The organism is Saprospiraceae bacterium, from assembly GCA_016709995.1.
In the GTDB taxonomy this organism is placed as follows: domain Bacteria; phylum Bacteroidota; class Bacteroidia; order Chitinophagales; family Saprospiraceae; genus JADJLQ01.
Map to the genome: position 1 here is coordinate 253,836 of JADJLQ010000001.1, position 18,908 is coordinate 272,743.

The 18,908-nt window shown below is 41.3% G+C and carries 14 protein-coding genes; 4 read left to right on the forward strand and 10 right to left on the reverse strand.

What is annotated here, in order from left to right; all coding sequences use genetic code 11:
* Nucleotides 1-7: 7 nt before the first annotated feature.
* Together rnr and IPJ09_01140 are read right to left on the reverse strand one after the other, a co-directional pair.
* Nucleotides 8-2,191, reverse strand: coding sequence for a ribonuclease R (gene rnr / locus IPJ09_01135; protein ID MBK7370054.1), 2,184 nt, complete (start codon nt 2,189-2,191; stop codon nt 8-10).
* Nucleotides 2,184-2,687 carry a hypothetical protein gene (locus IPJ09_01140; protein ID MBK7370055.1) on the reverse strand — a complete coding sequence of 168 codons (504 nt, stop codon included), beginning with the start codon at nt 2,685-2,687 and terminating at the stop codon, nt 2,184-2,186. The genes rnr and IPJ09_01140 overlap by 8 nt, the downstream gene beginning before the upstream one ends.
* 201 nt (nt 2,688-2,888) lie before the next feature.
* Here IPJ09_01140 and IPJ09_01145 point away from each other — a divergent pair, with 201 nt between their 5' ends.
* From IPJ09_01145 to IPJ09_01155, 3 genes are read left to right on the forward strand one after another with little or no spacing between them, the layout of a single operon-like run.
* Nucleotides 2,889-3,569, forward strand: coding sequence for a succinate dehydrogenase cytochrome b subunit (locus IPJ09_01145; GenBank protein MBK7370056.1), 681 nt, complete (start codon nt 2,889-2,891; stop codon nt 3,567-3,569).
* Between the two features lie 9 nt (nt 3,570-3,578).
* The gene (locus IPJ09_01150; GenBank protein MBK7370057.1) at nt 3,579-5,573 is read left to right on the forward strand and encodes a fumarate reductase/succinate dehydrogenase flavoprotein subunit; all 1,995 of its coding nucleotides are present in this window, start codon (nt 3,579-3,581) and stop codon (nt 5,571-5,573) included.
* A 57-nt stretch (nt 5,574-5,630) separates the two neighbouring features.
* Nucleotides 5,631-6,374 (forward strand): succinate dehydrogenase/fumarate reductase iron-sulfur subunit, encoded by a 744-nt coding sequence (locus IPJ09_01155; protein ID MBK7370058.1) that lies wholly within the window; start codon nt 5,631-5,633, stop codon nt 6,372-6,374.
* A 24-nt stretch (nt 6,375-6,398) separates the two neighbouring features.
* Here the strand turns inward: IPJ09_01155 and IPJ09_01160 are convergent, their stop codons facing one another.
* From IPJ09_01160 to IPJ09_01195, 8 genes are all read right to left on the reverse strand, one after another.
* A complete protein-coding gene (locus tag IPJ09_01160; GenBank protein ID MBK7370059.1) occupies nt 6,399-7,997 on the reverse strand; it encodes a glycosyltransferase family 39 protein in 1,599 nt (532 codons plus the stop codon).
* 17 nt (nt 7,998-8,014) lie between these two features.
* A complete protein-coding gene (locus IPJ09_01165; protein ID MBK7370060.1) occupies nt 8,015-8,839 on the reverse strand; it encodes an undecaprenyl-diphosphate phosphatase in 825 nt (274 codons plus the stop codon).
* An 85-nt stretch (nt 8,840-8,924) separates the two neighbouring features.
* Nucleotides 8,925-9,875 carry a septum formation inhibitor Maf gene (locus IPJ09_01170; GenBank protein MBK7370061.1) on the reverse strand — a complete coding sequence of 317 codons (951 nt, stop codon included), beginning with the start codon at nt 9,873-9,875 and terminating at the stop codon, nt 8,925-8,927.
* A 104-nt stretch (nt 9,876-9,979) separates the two neighbouring features.
* Nucleotides 9,980-11,266 (reverse strand): dipeptidase, encoded by a 1,287-nt coding sequence (locus IPJ09_01175; GenBank protein MBK7370062.1) that lies wholly within the window; start codon nt 11,264-11,266, stop codon nt 9,980-9,982.
* A gap of 171 nt (nt 11,267-11,437) precedes the next feature.
* A complete protein-coding gene (locus IPJ09_01180; GenBank protein ID MBK7370063.1) occupies nt 11,438-12,778 on the reverse strand; it encodes a vanadium-dependent haloperoxidase in 1,341 nt (446 codons plus the stop codon).
* Between the two features lie 180 nt (nt 12,779-12,958).
* Complete coding sequence (locus IPJ09_01185) at nt 12,959-14,122, reverse strand: DUF4105 domain-containing protein (protein ID MBK7370064.1); 1,164 nt, start codon at nt 14,120-14,122, stop codon at nt 12,959-12,961.
* Between the two features lie 127 nt (nt 14,123-14,249).
* Nucleotides 14,250-17,441, reverse strand: coding sequence for a glycosyl hydrolase (locus tag IPJ09_01190; protein MBK7370065.1), 3,192 nt, complete (start codon nt 17,439-17,441; stop codon nt 14,250-14,252).
* 49 nt (nt 17,442-17,490) lie between these two features.
* Nucleotides 17,491-17,637: a hypothetical protein gene (locus IPJ09_01195; protein MBK7370066.1), complete on the reverse strand. Its 147-nt coding sequence runs from the start codon at nt 17,635-17,637 to the stop codon at nt 17,491-17,493.
* Between IPJ09_01195 and IPJ09_01200 the strand changes: the two genes are divergently transcribed.
* Nucleotides 17,636-18,901 carry a DUF4403 family protein gene (locus IPJ09_01200; protein MBK7370067.1) on the forward strand — a complete coding sequence of 422 codons (1,266 nt, stop codon included), beginning with the start codon at nt 17,636-17,638 and terminating at the stop codon, nt 18,899-18,901. The two genes, IPJ09_01195 and IPJ09_01200, sit on opposite strands and share 2 nt — an antisense overlap.
* Nucleotides 18,902-18,908 lie beyond the last annotated feature (7 nt).

Sequence of the window (18,908 nt, forward strand, 5' to 3'; positions counted from 1 at the left end):
AGTTTGTTCAGGTTTTGGATATAAATGACATTTGAACTCTTTTGAGTGTCATATCGGCTGCCTGAATTTTGATTTTAATCTTGTCTCCCATAGACAAAACAAGTCCGGTCGAGCGACCCAGTGCTTTGAGCCTGTTATCAGACAAATAAAAAGGTTGTGCCATCTCGACAAATGGGATAAAACCTTCTACATGATTTTCGTCGAGCTCTACAAATACTCCTTTCTCGATAATCCCGGAAATCACGCCATCAAACTCTTCGCCGACATGATCCATGATGAATAATAGTTGGAAAAATTTGACCGATTCCCGCTCAGCATCCATCGCTTTGCGTTCTTGGTTAGATATATGTTTGCACTGTTCTTCCAATCTTTTTTTATCGACTCTAAAGGTCTGATGCATATTTAAAAACAAGATCCGGTGTGCCAGGATGTCGCTGTACCTGCGTATCGGAGAAGTAAAATGTGAGTATAATTCAAAAGCTAGTCCATAGTGACCGATATTGTTGGTCGTGTATTCCGCTTTGGCCATCGTGCGAATAGCCAACGGCTGCAGGAGTTTGAGTGCATCGTTGGTCTGGCTAGCTTCGTAAAGTGCATTGAGCGATTTTGCTATTTCTTTAGGTGTATTTATTTTGAGATCATATCCAATTTCTTTTGAAAAAGATGCCAGGTCCTTTAATTTGTCGAGGTCAGGCAGGTCATGCACCCGGTATACAAAGGGTATGCTGTCCTGGTTTTTCTCCTTTTTAAAGATATACTCGGCGACCGCTTTATTGGCAAGTAACATAAATTCTTCCACCAAAAGATGTGTATCTATCCGTACTTTCTCTGTAAGTGCCAATGGTCTCCCGGAGACCGGGTCCAGTTGAAATTTGTACTCGGGTGAATCAAATCCGATAGACCCTGCTTTAAATCGCTCCGTTCGAAGGAGTTTGGCCAACCTATTTAATTCACCAAGTTCTTTCAAGTAATACCCTTGCTTCAAGTCCAAAACATCCTGAGCAGCTTCGTATGTAAAGCGGTGATTTGAATGAATAACCGATTTGCCAATCCAGGTTTGGAGCACTTTTGTCTTATGATGATCAAAAGTAAATACCACGGAGAAAGTAAGACGATCAGTGAGCGGCTTGAGAGAACATATATCTCCTGACAATATTTCCGGCAGCATCGGGGATGCCCGATCTACCAGGTATACCGATGTGGATCGGGCATAAGCCTCCTGATCTAATATACTTCCTTCCGAGAGGTAATGTGAAGCATCAGCGATATGCACACCGATTTCAAGATTGCCATCCGGCATAAAGGCAACAGACAAGGCATCATCAAAATCACGGGCTGTCTCGGGATCTATAGTAAATGTGGTGGTATTCCGGAAATCCTTGCGGTCAGGCCAGGATAATCCATCTTTCATGCTACCCGATACCTTTTGAGCCTCTTGTTGAGCTTCATGGCTAAAATCAATGGGAAAACCGTGATTGATCAAAATAGCGGTCATCTCATTGTCAATAATGGAGCCTTTATCCAATATTTGAGTGACCTTACCTTTAGGATATCGATGAGTACCATCTCGCCATGAAAGAATGTGTACGATGACTTTGTCTCCTTCCTTGGCATTCATACTGTCCCCATTGCTGATATGGATTTCAAATCTGTGATTTGGACTATCAGGCTGTACTACACAAATGGTTTTTCGACGACTGAGTGTACCTACAAAAAAATGCGTTTCTCTCCTTACGATCTCGATCACTTTGCCATCCGGCTTTCGTCTTGCATTTTGGACAAAGCTTACTTTGACGATATCACCATGGATGGCTCCATTTAGATTTTTTTCATGGATATAGATATCTTCTGCACTTTGATCTGAGATCAGGTAGGCAGCTCCACTCCTTATCACCTCCAGCCTGCCTTCGATCGCACCGGAGGGCCTTTTGGTATCCGCAGCAGATCTCCCGGGTTTGTCTAGTGGTCCATATTTGTATTGCCCTCCTTTTCTTTCGTGGATCTGGCGGGTTTTGACAAGTCTGGTCAGCACCTGATCCAGTTCTGAAAAATCGTTGGATGCATTGACAGCTCGTAGGATCTGCCTGGCAGAATAATATTTATCCGAATGGTGTTTGAGAAAATCTGATACAAGTGCCTTTAGCGCGTCAAAATGGTATTTCTGAGTGGCTGATTTTTTTAGTTTATTCATTTTCATCTAGCGTGGAGATATACCCATTGGGCAGGAGTTCATAGGTAAGTTCTTTGGTTTTGGCAGGATCAAAGGAAAGCTGATCAATAGCAAGATCTGAGGCTATGACGGTGATAGAGCCATCCGGATCTATCGTGGCAACTTTTTTGGTGATAATTTTTCCATCACTGGAGGTCCCTGCTATTACTTGCCTGGATATTGGGATACCGTTTTTGGTGTAAGTACTCAGTATAAAATCATAGCGCATGAGAGATGCTTTCCAATAAACTACTGTGATATATTCTGCAGTGCCCTGGGGTAGTTTGAAGCAGGGCAGGAATTCCGTAAATTCTTCTTCAGGCAATTCGTCTTCTTGCAGGATAAATTTTGCAGCTAGGTCCAACGGTATTAAATCATTGACTTGCTCAAAAGTTCTATAAGAGTCTAAGGTCAGGGTGGCTGGTAGTTCGACAGGGGGGAACAGGCTTAAATATTCCTGAAACAAATTTTTGTTCATCGGCAGCAAAGTTAAGATTATTTGGTTGAAGACGAGAGTTGACTTGAATTGTTCGGTTTTATCGAAATTCGTTTTCACAAACTTTTATTTAGATTTTCTCTAAATAGCCAAGAAAGACTAATGTGTTAAATCTTCCATACATGCTTTAGTAATTTTGCCTTTGATATTGAGTATATCCACCTTTTTTCGAATCAAAGTTTTATGAATTGGATTCTACAATTTTTTAAGTCATCTCTTGGCAAAAAAATCATCATGAGCCTGACAGGCTTATTCCTTTGCCTTTTTCTTGTCGTGCACCTTATGGGCAATTTTCAATTGCTTAAAGATGATGAGGGTGAAGCATTTAATAAGTATACTTATTTTATGACTCATAACCCATTGATCAAATTTATCAGCTATTCTCTATATACCTTTATTTTGTTACACACAATTCAGGGCCTTATCTTGGTTTATGAGAATAGAAAGTCGAGAATTAGTAATTACAATACCAAGCACGCCTCAAAGACTACTTTTGGATCCAGGCATATGGGGTTATTAGGTACCATGATATTATTTTTTCTGGTTGGGCATATGGGTGACTTTTGGTTTAAGATGAAGCAAGGAGTCTTAGAGACCGTCAACTATGTTGATTACGAAGCGATGCAAAATCTTTATTCCAGGGTTTCCATGGCTTATGATCAATGGTGGATCGTATTATTATATGTCATCAGTATGGTGGTGTTAGCCTTCCATTTGGAGCATGGCTTTCAAAGTGCTTTTCAGACCCTCGGATTCAATCATCCAAGGTATACACCTATCATAAAGGGTATTGGAAGATTATTCTGCATACTCATACCGCTTGGTTTTGCTATTATTCCTATTTATCATTTTCTTTTTAAATAATTATTCAGCATGGAATTGAATTCCAAAGTACCGCCTGGCCCCATCGCCGAAAAGTGGACCAACTATAGATCTAAAGTACCTCTGGTAGCTCCTCAAAATAAGCGAAAATTAGATGTGATTGTCGTAGGATCCGGGCTTGCAGGAGCATCTGCTGCGGCCAGTTTAGGCGAGCTCGGCTATAATGTACAGTGTTTCACTTTTCACGATAGCCCTCGTCGGGCACATAGCATTGCTGCACAAGGAGGTATCAATGCCGCTAAAAACTACGCTAATGATGGAGATAGTGTCTTCAGGTTATTTTATGATACGGTCAAAGGTGGTGACTACCGTGCCCGGGAAGGCAATGTATATCGAATGGCAGAAGTGAGTGTCGATATTATCGATCAGTGTGTCGCACAGGGTGTTCCTTTTGCTCGTGAGTATGGTGGTTTGTTGGAAAACAGGTCATTTGGTGGTGTACAGGTATCAAGGACTTTTTACGCTCGGGGTCAAACCGGGCAACAGCTATTGATTGGAGCATATAGTGCTTTATCCAGACAGATATCACTGGGCACCGTAAAAATGTACAATCGCCATGAAATGATGGATGTAGTGATCGTTGATGGTAAAGCAAGGGGTATCATAGTACGCAACCTTGTGACAGGGCAGCTGGAGCGATACAGTGCACACTGTGTAGTCTTAGCCACAGGTGGGTATGGCAATGTATATTATCTGTCTACTAACGCTATGGGTTGTAATGTGAGTGCAGCCTGGAAAGCTGTAAAAAAAGGAGCTTTGATGGCCAATCCATGTTTCACCCAGATACATCCAACCTGTATCCCGGTCAGTGGAGAATACCAATCTAAACTCACCCTCATGTCCGAATCCCTGCGCAATGATGGTCGGGTATGGGTACCGAAAAATGTGGATGATGTGATGGCCATCAGAAACAGAACAAAAAAAGCTACGGACATTCCAGAATCGGATAGAGATTATTACCTGGAAAGGATGTATCCTGCCTTTGCCAATCTCGTACCCAGGGATGTAGCTTCCAGAGCTGCTAAAAAGGTCTGTGATGAAGGGAGAGGAGTCAATGCCACCGGATTGGCAGTGTACCTGGACTTTGATGCCGCGATCGATCGCTATGGTAAATCGCAAGCTAATACAAAGGGGATACATAATCCGAATGCAGCCACCATCAGATCTTTAGGTGAAGCAGTCATTAGCGAAAAGTATGGCAACCTCTTCGAAATGTATGAAAAAATAGTTGGTGATGATCCCTACAAGACTCCAATGATGATCTATCCCGCTATTCATTATACCATGGGTGGACTCTGGGTGGATTATAACCTGGAGACTAATCTGCCAGGGTTGTTCGCATTGGGAGAGTGCAATTTTAGTGACCATGGCGCTAACAGATTAGGAGCATCTGCCTTAATGCAAGGCCTGGCTGATGGTTACTTTATATTGCCATATACGATCGGTGCGTTTTTGTCTAATGAGATCCGGACGCCATCTATTAAAACAACCAGTCCTGAGTTTGATCAGGCTGAGAATGATGTCAAAGACAGAATACAGCATTTGCTGACCATTCAAGGCAGCCAGTCCGTAGAAAGTCTGCACAGACAGTTGGGCAAAATCATGTGGGATTATTGTGGTATGGCCAGAACTAAAGAGGGCTTAATGTATGCGCGCCAGGAAATCAGAAAACTCAGAGACACTTTTTGGAAAGAAGTCTACGTGCCCGGTACAGCCGACGAATTTAATCCCGAATTAGATAAAGCCAATCGCGTAGCTGATTTTATGGAGTTGGGCGAAATGATGATCGTAGACGCACTGAATCGTAACGAAAGTTGTGGTGGTCATTTTCGGGAAGAATATCAAGATGCTGAAGGAGAGGCACTCAGGCAAGACGAGGAATTTGCTTACGCAGCAGCCTGGGAATGGAACGACAGTGATATGATCCTCAGTAAAGAACCACTCAAATTTGAATATGTCGAATTGAAATCTAGAAGCTATAAATAATACCTAATGTCCTTTGACAGAAGTCCAATGATCCATGTCATTTAAAAAGATAGATTGATGAAACTGACACTAAAAATCTGGAGACAAAAAAACAACAAAGATCAGGGTCGATTTGAACTCCATACAGTCGATGCCAATGAACACATGTCATTTTTAGAAATGTTGGATGTGCTTAATGAATCTTTGTTAGATCGAAAACAAGATACCATAGCCTTTGATCATGATTGTCGGGAAGGCATCTGTGGTGCTTGTAGTATGATGATCAATGGACAGCCACATGGGCCATTGAAAGGCACCACGACCTGTCAATTGCATATGAGACATTTTAAAGAAGGAGATACGATCGTCATCGAACCCTTCAGAGCCAATGCATTTCCTGTGATTAAAGATTTGGTCGTCGATCGATCTTCGTTCGATCGTATCATCCAGGCTGGGGGATATATATCTGTCAATACTGGGCAAGCCCCCGATGGAAATGCTACCGCTGTAAATCGGGACCATGCCAGTGCTGCATTTGATGCTGCAGCATGTATAGGTTGTGGGGCCTGCGTAGCAGCATGCCCAAATGCATCTGCCATGTTATTTACTTCTGCTAAAGTGTCACACCTCGCTTTATTGCCACAAGGCCAGGTTGAACGTAAGACCAGGGTTAAAAATATGGTCAACCAAATGGATATTGAAGGCTTTGGAAAATGCTCCAATACCTATGCATGTGAAGCAGAATGCCCAAAGGATATCTCCGTTGACAATATTGCCAGGATGAACAGAGAGTATTATAGTGCGGTATTCGGAGCCGTATAAATGATATCACAATAATATTCCAGCTCAGTCATTACCTGATGGCTGTGTAGTTTTGAAAAGTTTGAAAGCATTATTCATTCTGTCAAAGAAAGCTGGAGTCGGATATTGACATAAATATATCTGTGTACCATGCTGTCGGGATAATGGCATATCAAGTTCAAATACTTTCTCAATTTTTTGAAAATAACCCGGCATATCGCTTCCTAACTCATCATTGACATATATTAATGTTTGAAAGTCAGCTGGTAGTGTGTCTGGTAGCCAATAGCGATAACTATCACTAAAACTTAGCACTTGAGGAAGGTCATAAGGCTTGCCAAAATGTTCTATTGCACCTGCCTGACCATAATTTTCTGCATAAATATCTGCTGTTTTTTTATCAGTTATGTTTTGCCAGGTTTTACCTGTATGAAGGGCAATTTCTTTCCAACCAAGCATATCCGCAAAATCCTGAGGCAAGTCATATTGACGACCATCTTCCCATCTCAGAATGCCTTCCATACCTGGAATCCGAGTAAGCACCTTAACGAACCTGGCCTCCTTTGCCGGAGGCAATAGGGGTAAGGACGCCGGTAAATTGATCAAGCCAAATAAAATCATCCAACCAGGTAAGATGTAGCGAATCATTCTCCATTTATCTTGTGTCTTGTTTTCTAAGTATACAGCGCCTGCAGCGATCAAAACCGGGTATGCTCCAATAGAATAATAGCTTTTGGCGCTAAATGCCAATAAGATCAGAATCACCATCAGATACATCCATCCAAATATCCGCCAGGGAGCAGTTTCTTTGCAGATCAAGAGAACATATAGCCCAGCGATCCAAATTGGCAAAGCCGGAAGAAAAAACAATAGCTGATCGATGGCAAAACCTGATAGGGAAACATGTGAAAATTGGGTTGCCGACAACTTGCTCATATGCTCAAAAACTGGAAATGAATGCGTGTATTGCCAGTAAATATTGGGCGATAGGATCAATAGGGTCGATCCGATAGCATAATAAAGCTGACGCCTTGAAAAGATCTTACGATAACTGGTCAGCAACAATCCCGGAAGCATAGAAAATAAAAAAATCAATACCGTGTATTTATTTAATAGTCCTAATCCAGCTGTAAAACCAAAGTATAACAACCAGGATGTATCATTTGTATTGATATATTTAATAAAGATCCAACACAGCAGGGTCCAATAAAAAACATCAAACACCACCGGCATAAACAGCATGCTTGGTCTTAAAAAGGCACCGGCGGTTATGCCTGCCATACCAATTAAGGTCATGGACCAATTTCCTGTAAAAGGGGCCTTTGTAGTGGGCCATATCTCTTTGGCTATTAGTCCCGTCATCAATACTGTTATCGAACCAAATAAGGTAGCGATCAGCCGGATAGCACCTACAGATCCTCCCAAAACAGAATCTCCAAACCATGCCCAAAACCCGATAGCAGGTGGTACTGAAGCATAACCCCATGCAAGATGTCGTCCAAGGGCAAGATATAATAACTCGTCTCTATGAAAGGACCATTGAGCATTGAGTATCACATGGAGTGATATTTTTAAAAAGACAAATGCCGAAAGAATGTAAACCCAAGTTTTTTTGCTCCTGGCAGGATTGTCTTGAGTATTCATCCGGGTATAAAATTTTATCAGCGATTAAACCACCATAAAAGTACTATGCCGACGATTACTCTATAATACCCAAAGACTTTAAATCCGGATCTTTGAAGGTAGGTTATCAATAATCGGATCGCCAGGATAGCAACCAGAAAAGCTACGATATTGCCTATTACAAAGGCTATGATATTTTCTGAGGATCTAAGGATAAGATCATAACCTTTCATTTGTATCCCGTCGATCATCCAATGTTTTAAAAACAGCGAGTATAAGGTGGCAGCGGCCATGGTTGGAACTGCCAAAAAAAACGAGAATTCTGCGGCAGTATCACGATCCAATTTCTGTTGCATTCCTCCTATAATGGAGGCTGCACTCCGACTTACTCCAGGTATCATAGCTATTGTCTGCCAAAATCCGATCACTAAAGAATTTTTATTGGAGATGCCTGGTTCATCATGAATTGTTGGGTTTTTGAAAACTTTGTCGATGAAAAGCAGGACGATTCCGCCTAAGATCATTGTGATCGCTACGACTCTGGGGCTTTCGAGCAATTCATCGATTTTATCTGAAAACAAAAAACCCAATACCAGCGCAGGCATCACACCGATGATTAGTTTAAAATAAAATGATATGTTCTTAAATCCTTTGAGTATAGGCTCTAGAAACTTTTTACGATATAGTACTACCACTGCCAGGATAGCCCCTAGCTGAATGGAAACCTCAAATAATTTGGTAAATTCCCCTGTCTGTATGCCCATAATAGAGCTTGTAATGATCATATGTCCGGTGGAAGATATGGGCAAAAACTCGGTAATGCCTTCCACGATGGCGATAATTATAGCTTGTAATATATCCATGGGTACAAAAGAATGAAAAAAAATCTATAAGAATTAAAATTATGTTTGGAAAGTAAAAACGGGATTGATAAAGTATATCCTATATCTAATTGCCATGACTACTGTCTGTTGAGTCTATGACCAGATTATGCCAATCTAACAATGCTCTTAAACTATCATCTGCGATGCCATGTTTGTTCCAATAATCTATCATTAATTGTTTTTTCTTGACTGCGGTGGTGGTCAATACCCTTGCCTGGTCACCAAAACCCTCTTTGTATTCTTCGCTCCACTTGATGATTTGATATGGGAAGGTTGATTCATATTCGATGTACAAAGACCTTTGCAGTTCCGGATATTCTAATTGATATACTTTATTGCCATTGTCTATGGATAAAAGCCTGGTTTTGGCTCGATAAGGTTGGAGTGCTTTATGCGATAACCTGGAATAGACCAGTCCAGGGATGACCATGATGCTGTCCGATTGAATCAATGCATCCGGATTGAGGCGGATAAGACTCCAAATAGCATCCTCAGTCATATGCCGGTTGAGATGCATATCTTTTTCACCATCTGATTCAAAATAGGAGTGCAATTGGTATCGATAATGGTCATTATTGAGGTTAAGCTGAGCATATACTTGTCCACACCACTCTGTAACTGAAGCAGCGATCTTGATAGCTTGCCAGGGTGCTACTCCCCCAGCGGCCACAAAACTGGACAACATAATATTATAGGGGTATAGGCCTGTATCGAAGCGCTTAGTCATGTTCATCTTTAATACAGGCACCTTATTTTCAGGCAGGATGGAGGTATTGTCCAGTTTAACTTGTTTGGATTTAGAAAATTCTTCCGTCACGAAGATTAGGATTGCTTCTCCCTGTCGCATCTCACCATATCTTGCCTGGTTCAGATCATAGGCTGTAATCTCAGCTTTATTTTGATACCAGTACTCATCAAAGCCGGCTGATTTGGCGACTACCGGACCTTTAAGCGCAGCAGGCTGGCAGCTCAACATGGTCAGGCATATCCATAGACTGAAAGTTTTGTATGTCATAACTAAGGCTTTTCATAAAATTACTAATTATCGTTGAGACATCTACCTGCTTCCAGATGTGAGCAACCTGGCTTAAAACAAAGTTGATTTTTTACCAAGATGACTCAAGATTTTAACTTGCTGGATACTTGTTCTACTTGCCTCCAAATCCGCAATAGATTTTTTGAACAGATTTTAGCTATATCTTCTTCAGAATAGCCTCTCAACAGGAGCTCATGTACTATGTTTGGATAATCGGCTACATCCTTTAGCCCTACCGGCAATGAGTCACCTACGCCATCAAAATCAGATCCTAAGCCAACATGATCTATCCCTGCTAGTTTGACTACATGATCGATGTGATCCACCACTTTTTTAACATCCGAATACAATGCAGGATGGGTCCTGGCATACTCTCGGGAGATAGCATGTGCTGCTGAGTCTTTTGGTTCAAGGCCTTGTTCTTTTAATATTGTATTCAATTCATTACGAGCGAAATCATTTTTCTTTTGAATCGACCCATCGAGAAAATCAGATCCAAAATTGATCATAATCACTCCGCCATTTTCTTTTAATGCGGCGATCATATCATCCCCCATATTCCTTTCAAATCCAGGTGTGAAGGACCTGCATGATGAATGAGAAGCGATCACTGGTGCCTGGCTGATCCGTGCGACCTGCCAAAAAGTGCTGTCGGTAACATGAGAGATATCTACCATCACCCCCTGTCTATTCATTTCAAGCACTACCTTTTGACCGAAAGGACTGAGGCCATTCCACGTTCTGGATTTGGCATAAGCTGCATCACAGATTTGATTGTCTTCTGAGTGAGTCAACGTGATATATCGAATCCCTTTGGAATGGAAAAAAGCAATATTCGCGAGGTCATCTTCGATTGGAGCGCCGTTTTCCATACCCATAGGAAGGGAAATCAATCCTCGGGTAAAATTGGATTCTACCTGATCTACCGTAAGGCCAGGGGCAAACTTGTCAGGATGCGCCTCGATGATGCTTTCTACCATAGAGATTAAAGATTCTGCATAGGTTTTTGCACCACCTTTTTGATAAGATGCAGGAATATAGATGGACATAAAGGGACATGACAAACCGCCTATTTTTGATCTCACATAGTCAAAATCTCCTTCTTTACTTTCAACGGGAATGCCTACAAACTCTTTGGTAGGTCTGAAGTTTTTAATGCTCAATCGATAAGGAAGATCTACATGACCATCTACGATGATGTATTTATGAGCCAACTTGATGGCGAATTCTTTCAATTCTTCGGGATCAGTAGGAATCGCTGCAGTCTTTGGAGGAATGGGAGGTATAATAGGTTTCTCCGGATGTGCTACCCGCATAGTTTGGCAGGCTAACATGAGGAACAAGGCAAAAACATACTTCAAAAACTTCATACTAGTTGATTTAAAATCTACATTTATACTGAATGGTTCGTGCGAGCCATTAGCAGTAAGTAAGAAAATGTTCTGGAAGTATATAATTTATCTTCGGTTCAGCAGGTAAAACCAGATTTGCTAAACATCTTAGCTGTTATTTATTGTCATCAATAACAGCTACCAGGCAGTTTATTTTTTCCAAGGTAAACTATTCACCTTTCTGGCTGCTTTATATCCAATAGCCAATCCTTCATCTGCATCCATACGATAATGCACGCCTAAATAAATCCTTGAAATAGCATTTTCAATGGCCATTTCATCAAAAGAATTAAACGTGCGTGGTATACCATTAAATTCAGTACGAAGTTCGTGGCTTTTATCTGTCATACCGTATTCAGTGCCGTAAAAAGTGTTGAGTATACCCGCTGCTGCTGCACCAAAACCTGAATGGCCCGATGGATATGCAGGAAATGAGGGGGTGATACCTTTGTAACCATTGACAGTGTTATTCAAAGTAGGAGTCCATGCAGGATCGATAATACGATTGATAAAACTCACTGGCCTTTCAATATTATAAGTGTATTTGGTATTCCATACAGATATTCCTGCATCAGTCAAAGCCATACCTAATTTGGCATATAAGAAAACCACTGTCTCAAGGCTGGATTTATGATCTTCGATCACCTGGTTGGCAATAGAAATCCATCTGCCCGATGGTTCGAAAGTGAGCTCATAAATATCATCACTCCAAAACTCACCGATCCATTGTCTATTGTAGACGACTGGACTGGTCATGCCATAGACTTCCATGGCTTGCAAATAAAAGGGAGATCTGACATCTTCACTAAATTCTCCAACCCAATATTGATATGGTCGACCTAATAGCTCATCTTGTTTCAATGCAAAGGGTCTTACTTTGCCCCAATAAGGAAATAAGGCAGGAGAGTAATCTGGCCCGGTGGGTTGCCATTTGCCAGGTCCTTTGGGCGGAACGTAATCCAGAGGAGTAGGATTTTTAAAACCATTGTGACCAATTTGATCGGTCTCTGACCAAGTGTAAAATGCATCAGCGACTGCAATACCTCTTGAAGTGGATCTGTCTATCACTTCTTTAGGGATTTTCAAACCATAGATGCTATTAAAACGAAGGTTGATGGCGTCTATCCTGTCAATATAGATTTGAGTGATATTTGGATAAAATTTTTTGAACAAGTGATAATAAACAGAATTGAGCACCGTAGGCCAATGATATTCTTTGCCCACTTCAATAGAGGGAACTAAAAGGTCAGGATACAATTTGGATAAAGAGTTATAGTCTGGCATGCCCGGCACTACAGCTTCGTAACCGGCCAAGCCTACATATCCCAATAATCTGGCAGCAGCCGGTGGACGATACCCAGGTGAAAATCGATCTATTTCTAAAAATAATTTATACCACTGTAAACTTACATCTGCGTCGTAACTTTTAACCTGAGCAATCTTACCAGGATCTGTTGGATCATCTACCTGGCCGCTTTTGCAAGATGACACAAATATCGATAAGCAGAATATATAGAAAAAAAGATATGTAATTTTTTTTGGCATAGGATATAAAGGTTCTTTGTACGTTTTCTAGGTTAGCTTCTGTAAATCACCAGATTAGCATGGGCAAATCTAAAAAAACCAAACGAAATTTACACAATTTTAACTCATCAAAATATAATTATTTTTTCAAGCAACTGGTTTGGCCGGATTCTCGTTTTGATTCTGATTGATCATGAAGCTCCAATTAGTGTCAGGAAATACAAAAAGTATCATCAGAAACCATATTATCAGACATTCCTGAGGCATATTTTGCGGACAAATTGGAAACCAAAAAAATAAAGCAACCAGCATTCCAATAAAGATTTTGCTTAATTTATTCAAAAGGGATTGACTGAATAGTCTTTTTCTAAAAGGGTAAAGTAATAATATTGGGTTTGCCCAAATCAAATGTAAGTTGAATTCGGTGGTTTGATGATCAGCGACAAACCAGAGAAAACTAATGATCAATCCTGCTAATCCAGCCAATACCATGAAAGCTGTTTTTAAAAAAGTATAAATAAAGAGTTTTTTGCCGAAAATATATAATAATGCGCTGATAATGAGCATGATAGATAGAGCATTAAAGGGGGTAAACCAGTTCGTAGTTTGTAGTTTGCTTTTTTGTGCAAAAAGCTCTCTGGATGCCGTGTTAGTGGGCCGGCCTTCGACCTTGGTTTCATCATAGACATACATCATCTCCAGTGGTAAAAACATAGCCTTGCGTGCATCGGTGAGTTCATCAGCAGGTAGTCCCAATATCAGATCGATCCCGAATCTGCTCCAGGGTTGGTTAGTGAGATATTTGTGAAGGTAGTCCCTAAAGGTTAAGTTATCGTTTTTGATAGGATATATGATCTTTTGATCAAAGATTTGTTCTACTTTGTCTCTGACACGGGTAGAACAATTGTCCCAAAAAAAATCGTACTTATATCTTCTGTTGGCTGGCAGTGCATTGATCTGGAGATCCCGGTATAATGAGACTTTTTGGTTATTACTCAAGCCAAAGACTTGCTCATATACTGCTCTATCTTCCATTTGATATTCATACATAAACTCATCATAGGTGGTGACGGTGAGATAATAATTGAGTTTACCCTGCATGAACTTGAGATAAAAATTTTTTTCACGGAAATTAAAAGTGCCATAGTTAAATACATAATCCGTGCTTGCCACAAAATCACGAACCCGTATAGCACTGTGGCCAAAAGTACTGTACAATTCTGTCCCCGGGCTGCAGGACAAAAGACTTATCTCCAGGCTATCCTGCGCATGTAGTTGGAAGAAGGATACTACATAAATTATGAACCCCAAAGTCCATTTTTTATGAAATAGCATTTTCAAATATTTCATAATAATCAAGCAATATCCAGTTTTTTATTTTTCTAAACCAAAAAGGCTACAATCGATAAATACAATAACAACCTACCTGATATCAAAACTATGGTTTGACTTGTTTTTTGATCGAGATTGGATCTATCGCTTTGGACTTAATCAGGGTATTTAAGCGGGGTACTTCCTTATTGAGCACTTCCTGCCATTTAAAAATTTCATCATTGATTTGGGAGGAGATCTCTGTTTGTACTTTTAGTGTAGATTGGGTAGGAGGGAAGTCACCCCGATTGGCAATAGAATTGAGATAAGCAAGTTTGTTGTTAAGCCTGATAGGGAAATTAAGTGGATCCTGACCACTTCGGTTTTTGGTCTGGTAGAGCGACTCTTCGATCTTAGTCATGGAAGAGTCAATCGCCTTAGACTGATCAAGAACATCTTTCATAGTCGGATCGTCTTTAATTTTTTCCATATAAGTATTTAATTGGGCTCTGAGTGCTCTGATGTCTTTGATTACCTGGTGAGTTTCAGTCAGTTTTTGATTGTTTTGATTGATGAATTCGACTTGCCTTGCAATGTCTTGCTCAGAATTGGCAGTTTTAGGTGACTTGATAATATTAAAGTCTTGCTTCAGATTTTGATTTTTAGTATTTAAGGCCACAGCATATTTGCCGGGTGCTGCCATGGGACCTGTGAGGGAGCCTGCCCACATGATGAGGCCATCGAAGCCTTTTGCATTGGGATATCGAAGATTCCAGGCAAAAGTATTGGCTCCTTTTTTGGGCTCTATTTTTTCTTCATCTTCTTTGGGAAAGTTGGAAAATGTTTTGATCAGCTTTCCGCTTTCTTCAAAAAACGACAGCGTTACAGTGTCTGTTTTGTTTGGAGCGTCTGGTAAAAAATAATTGACAATCACACCACCAGGATGATTTTTACCTACCGTCAACGAATTAGATCTCCTGAATCCACCACTTGAGCCACCCATTCGGTAGGCATCCATAGGTTTGAATAAGTAGGAATTGGTATTAGGGATAGAATTGTTCAATTGATAAAGTGGAGTAAGATCATCGATGATCCAGAGTGCACGCCCCTGCGTAGCAGCTATTAGATTTTTGTTTTTAATGGTCAGGTCATTGATCGGTACGATAGGCAGATTTAATTGAAAAGATTGCCAGGACCCACCATCATCAAAAGAGATATACATACCCGTTTCAGTACCAGCATACAATAAACCTTTGCGGTTCGGATCACATCGTATCACCCGCGTAAAATGTTCAGATTTGATACCGTTAGTAATTTTTTTCCATGACTTTCCATAATCCTCTGTTTTGTACAAGTAGGGAGTGAAGTCACCTTGTTTATAACCAGTAGCTGCAAAATAGCATCCGCCATCATTATAAGGATCAGGTTCCAGACTGTTGATCATCGTCCATTGAGGCATATCAGGAGGGGTGACATTGGTCCAGGTTTTGCCCCCATCCCTGGTTAATTGCAGTAGTCCATCATCTGAGCCCGTCCAGATAAGGTCTTTTACACGTGGTGACTCTGCCGCTGCAAATATGGTGCAGTAATATTCTACACTGGTATTATCCTTGGTGATTGGACCGCCCGAGGGGCCCATTTTACTGGCTACATTCCTGGTCAAATCCGGGCTGATGAGTTCCCAGGATTGTCCTTCATCATAGGTGACATGGAGGTGATTAGAGGCAGCATACATTTTTTTCGGATTGTGCGGAGAAAAGAATATGGGATAATTCCATTGGAAACGGTATGATGCGCCCTCAGCCCCATGCCCCATTGGATTATCAGGATGTACATCGACTGATCGCTCGATTTTTTTACTGTGATCCACTCTTTCCAGCAAACCATCATAACTTCCTCCGTACACAATATCATTGTTTAATGGATCTACTGCTATATGACCACTTTCGCCACCAGCCGTAGGTTCCCAATCATCTTCCGTAATTGCAAACCCTTCTGTACGATGATAAATCCGCAGTGTGCTGTTGTCTTGTTGGGCTACCAGTATTCTATAGGGAAAAGCATTGTCTGTAGTCACTCGGTAAAATTGTGCGGTAGGTTGATTTTCGTAAGTAGACCAGGATTCACCACCATCATTGCTCACTTGAGCTCCTCCGTCATCAGCGATGATCATTCTTTGATTGTTTTCCGGTGCTATCCAGAGGTCGTGGTGATCTCCATGGTTAGAATTTGCACTGGTAAAAGTCTTGCCACCATCTTTTGATTTGTGATAGGATACATTCATGACATATACGATATCCTGATCTACTGGGTCAGCGTAGATCCTGCTATAATACCAGGCTCTTTGTCTGAGGTTGCGATCTTTACTCTGAGCATCCCAGGTTTTGCCCCCATCATCAGAGGAAAATACGCCTCCGTTTTCGTTTTCTATGATCGCATAAACGCGATCAGAATTGACAGGGGATACGCTGACTCCACTGATACCCCAGGTCCCTTTCGGCAATCCTTGATTGGCGGAAATATTGGTCCAGGTTTCGCCACTGTCGGTAGATTTCCACAGTGCGGAGCCGGGTCCACCCGATTCCAAACTATATGGTGTGCGGCGAATGCTCCATGAACTGGCATACATGATCCGTGGATTATTGGGATCCAGGCAAAGGTCCACTACTCCTGCTGTGTCATTTATATAAAGCACTTTCTTCCAGGATTTTCCTCCATCCATACTTTTAAATACACCTCTATCCTGATGTGCAGCAAAAATATTTCCAATAGCCGCTACATATACAATATCGGGATTGGTAGGATGTATACGTATCCTGCCAATGAATCTTGTTTTGTCCAATCCCAGTGAATTCCAGGTAGTTCCTGCGTCCTCAGATTTCCAGACTCCATACCCAAAAGAGACATTCCCTCTGACTGTTTCCTCTCCGCCTCCTACATAGATGACATTCGGATCTGAGGCAGACACCGCCACTGCACCAATACTGCCTCCAAAATATCCATCACTTATATTTTTCCAGGTATTGCCTCCATTATCAGTTTTCCACACCCCTCCACCTGTAGAGCCGAAGTAGTAGAGATTGGGTTTGCCGGGTACTCCGGTTACGGTGCAGGATCGTCCACCTCTGAAAGGCCCAATATTGCGCCACTGCATGGAGTTGTACAAACTGGTATCATAGGTCATGGACGAACTCATCATCTTCGGTGCTTCTGTTGTAGCTACTTTTTGAGAAACCCCTTTTTTCTTTTGTGCCCAGACTGCTGAAGGAAGCGTAAAAATGATTAATATTATGATCAGATTTAACAGTAGCTTTTTCATAAATTAGTTGAATTGGTATTTAAATGAAAAATACAAAGGATTTGATGAATCACAAGTTTTCGACATGTTTTTGTTTCATTCTTTTTTTGCTGGCTGGGATAAGCTGTAGTAAAAAATCTGTACCCCCACCAGTCGGCATGAGCCCTTCTGCGCCTTCCTCTTCACCGGGACCTTCACCCACCAATATTCCTGCCATGAGTTCGATCAATTCGATTTCCGAGATCCGTTTGCCAGTACTGATTGATTCTGATGCCCTTGTCAGGCAGGTCAATTTATTAATCCCAACTATCCTTTATGAGGACAATGATATCACTGATGATAAAATGATCATACGGGCAGAAAAAATGGACAGTGTCCAACTCTCCATCCTGCCAAATAAATTAATGTATAACGTACCTTTCAGACTACACATCGAAAGAGATATTGGTATCAGTCGGGTAAAAGCCGAAGGTGCGATGCGCATATTCTTTAATACGGATTATTCCATCCTGGAAGACTGGCGATTCGAGACGACTACGACGATTATAAGTCATGAATGGATCGAAACTCCAAAAGTCAAGCTTGGGATCATCAACATACCCATAGAACTTATTGCAGACAAAATAATGAGTCGAAGTGCAAACATCGTCTGTAAAAATATTGATGCTCAGTTGCAAGACGGATTTAGGCTCAGGGATTACGTTGATCTTGCCTGGAGGAAAATTCAGCAGCCCATTCAAATCTCCGATACACCTCATGTCTCCTGGTTACTCATACAGCCTGAAAAGATCAAAATGGTACCTATCAATACCGTGGATGGCACGGTGCAGACTTCGCTGGAATTCAGATCGATTACGGATATTGAGTTTGGCCCCAAGCCGGAATTGCCTTACGCGGGGGTTTTGCCTACTTTCGAACAAATCGATAAGTTGGCAAAAGATTCGCTGATCGAACTCACTGTGAGATTTCCACTTCAAAGGGGAGAGCAATTGCTGAGGGATTATTTTAAAGATCAGGAATTTAGAGACGGCAATAAAGTCATGATCATAGACTCACTGCATATCACCGGGCGCAGCCCAAAAGTCCATGTTGAAGCATTTGTATCCGGTACCTACCCAGCTACGCTGGAGCTGGAAGGAGTGCCGGTGTACAATAAAATCAGACGACGATTTGAATTGAAGGATATGGATTATTCGCTTAAATCCAAAAACATCTTAGTCAAAGCGGCCTCCTGGATACTCAAAAAAAACCTCAACAAAAAACTAGAGGAGCTTATGGTGTATGATGTAGGCAGTTATATAGATTCAGGTAAAAAGAATCTTAAGGAGGCACTCTCACAGATTAAGACCTTAGGGTTTAGTATGAAAGCAGATATCAAAGATGTGTGGGCGCTGGATCCTGTATTGATGGATGATCAGGCTGAGGTTAAGTTTTTGGCGGATGGGCAGTTTAGGATACTGATTGACGAGTTGGTAAAGTAGGTTGGGA